General features: G+C 44.1%; 3 protein-coding genes and 1 pseudogene. 3 read left to right on the top strand and 1 reads right to left on the bottom strand.

Annotated features, from left to right (window positions below):
- Positions 1-329: 329 nt before the first annotated feature.
- The 3 genes from VB714_RS27125 to VB714_RS27115 all read left to right on the top strand — a co-directional run bounded on the left by VB714_RS27125 (position 330) and on the right by VB714_RS27115 (position 1,746).
- Positions 330-596 carry a hypothetical protein gene (locus tag VB714_RS27125; protein WP_204102537.1) on the top strand — a complete coding sequence of 89 codons (267 nt, stop codon included), beginning with the start codon at positions 330-332 and terminating at the stop codon, positions 594-596.
- A 104-nt stretch (positions 597-700) separates the two neighbouring features.
- On the top strand, positions 701-1,609 hold the full coding sequence (locus tag VB714_RS27120) for a cyclic nucleotide-binding domain-containing protein (protein ID WP_323228447.1): 909 nt from the start codon (positions 701-703) through the stop codon (positions 1,607-1,609).
- Positions 1,606-1,746, top strand: coding sequence for a hypothetical protein (locus VB714_RS27115; RefSeq protein WP_323228446.1), 141 nt, complete (start codon positions 1,606-1,608; stop codon positions 1,744-1,746). Before VB714_RS27120 ends, VB714_RS27115 begins: the two co-directional genes overlap by 4 nt.
- Here VB714_RS27115 and VB714_RS27110 read toward each other — a convergent pair.
- A pseudogene (locus VB714_RS27110) lies at positions 1,727-2,182 on the bottom strand (hypothetical protein); the annotation flags it as partial. The gene VB714_RS27115 and the pseudogene VB714_RS27110 sit on opposite strands and share 20 nt — an antisense overlap.

The raw sequence follows: 2,182 nt of genomic DNA, 5'->3' as shown, positions 1-2,182 counted from the left end.
TAAACCCGACCAACCGATAAAAACGAAGCGATCGCGTTTGAGCCAGTCATCGAGGACATCAAACCATCCTCGTTGTGCCTGGGCGCGTCCCATTGCTACGGTCATAAAAATGAAATCTCCAAAAATAGCGATAAGAGCGGATTTGAAACCTTTTCCCTAGTTCGACCCCCTCTGAAAATGAGAAATTATGAGCAGAGATGTCGCCGAATTGAGAAAAAAGTTTACGTTTCTTTACTTAATTATAATAAATATAAATAATTCTGCACGCTAGTGCAATCCTTAACAAAACCTTAAAATCTTAAAGCAAACCCTCAACGAGTACAGCCCGAATGTTCAGTATTGACCTAATTTTGAAGTATTCTCCCATCCCCGTTTCGGTACAGCGCAAAGAACTCGATGCCGCGAAAGCCGTCTACCACGGCGTTCTCGAAGCGATGAAGAAGGTTCCGCCAGAAATGGTGCATTTGACCTGCGAGAAGCAAACCGATAAAGAAGTAGCGGTTTTCAGCGACCAAATTAGTGCCGTGGTTATTTCTCAGAAATCTGCCACCGCTTCGGGACGAACTCCTGGCTTTTTTGGAGACGATAAGGAGTAATTAATATAATCCCCTGTCAGAATTTTCGATCTGATAGGGGATTTTTGAAGTCAGACCATTTTTACAAGGATTTTTTAGCAGAAAATGTTCCTAGAGGTTTCTCCATGTTCCAATCCCTCTATATTCTCATCGAAGGTAGTTTAGAGGCGACCATCTCCCCCTCGGAGAGTGCAGGTTTATCCCAGGAAATCCAGACCCTGGGCCGAGTCACTCCTGGTCAAATCTTGGGAGAAATATCTTTTGTGAGCGATCGCCTGCCCATTTTCACTGTAACGGCGATCGAAGAATCAGAGGTTCTGGCTATTTCTTGTCGGGAATTAAGCCAAAAATTGCAACAAGATCGGGAATTTGCCGCACATTTTTATGAAATTGCCTCCCAATCTCTTTCTCGAAAATTGAAGGAGAATACGGCATTATTGGCAGTCAGTAAAATGTTACCTATCCCTCCCCTCCGCAAAGTTTTATTGATGTTTGCAATCTTTCAAGATGTCGATCTTAATTGGATTTTGTCCGCCAGTCAAACCCAGAAATGGAGTGCAAATACTATCCTGATTCGGGAACAAGAACCCGTTTCAGCTTTATATATTCTGCTTGATGGAACATTAGAAGTTTCCATCCAAATCCAAGAAGAGAAAAAAGCTCTCGCAACCTTAGAAAGTGGTGAAATTTTGGGGGAAATCTCTTTTGTGGAAGCGGGTAATGCGTCTGCAACTTTGACTTGTTTGGAGAAAATATCGGTTGTAGCATTACCTCGCGATCGCCTTGCTTCCCAATTACAAGAAAATCTTGGTTTTTCTGCTCGCTTTTATCAGGCGATCGCCGTCGTTTTAGCCGATCGCCTGCGGGATCGATTTCAACAGCGCGGCTATGGGGGAAATGCCCACGAAACAGGAGAATCTTTGGATTTCGATCTCGAATATGCGGATGAACTCGATATGGATATGTTGGAGAAAACCGCGATCGCTGGGTCTCGTTTTGATTGGTTTCTCAGACAGGCTAAATCTCGGACTTGAGAGGCTTTGAAGATGGCGATCGCGGCTATCTTTCGGCTAACTGTCGGGTCATCAGTTGGGCAAAAAGCCCAGGAGTATGTGACGGGGATGATGTGACAGAAGAGGCGATCGCCCAATTCAAACACGCTCTCCTTTAATCGGATTCCATCTTGCAGGCTTTCCTTTGGGATGCCAAGGGTCTCGATATTCAGGAGGTTTAACTTGCCAGCGATCGCCTTTAATTGCCCGCACGCAAATCAGTACGGGATAATGAGTATCTTGGTATTTTAGCTCGCGATCGCTGAGTTCTTCTGCGGGCATATTCATCTCATAGGCAATGCGGGTAAATAGATTACCATAAATTTCTAGCTGATAGTTGTCCTCGGTTAGTCCAACTCGGTGCAGCAAATTCTCCACGGCGATCGGAGTAAACCAATGATACAAAAATAATGGCTTTCCCGTTCCCATATCTAAACCTTCAGGAAAATAATAGTCCACAGAGGAAAAATTAATCAATAACACTCCATTGGGCTTTAAAATGCGTAAGGAGTGATAGAGTGCCGCTTCTACATCATAAATAACGTGCATGGTGAA

Source organism: Spirulina sp. 06S082, from assembly GCF_034932145.1.
In the GTDB taxonomy this organism is placed as follows: domain Bacteria; phylum Cyanobacteriota; class Cyanobacteriia; order Cyanobacteriales; family Spirulinaceae; genus CCY15215.
Note: the sequence above shows the minus strand (reverse complement) of the source record. Positions and strands in the feature narration are given on the sequence as shown.

Coding starts and splice junctions, on each gene's coding strand:
- VB714_RS27120 (WP_323228447.1), top strand. CDS start 701: ATGTTCCAATCCCTCTATATTCTCATCGAAGGTAGTTTAGAGGCGACC.
- VB714_RS27125 (WP_204102537.1), top strand. CDS start 330: ATGTTCAGTATTGACCTAATTTTGAAGTATTCTCCCATCCCCGTTTCG.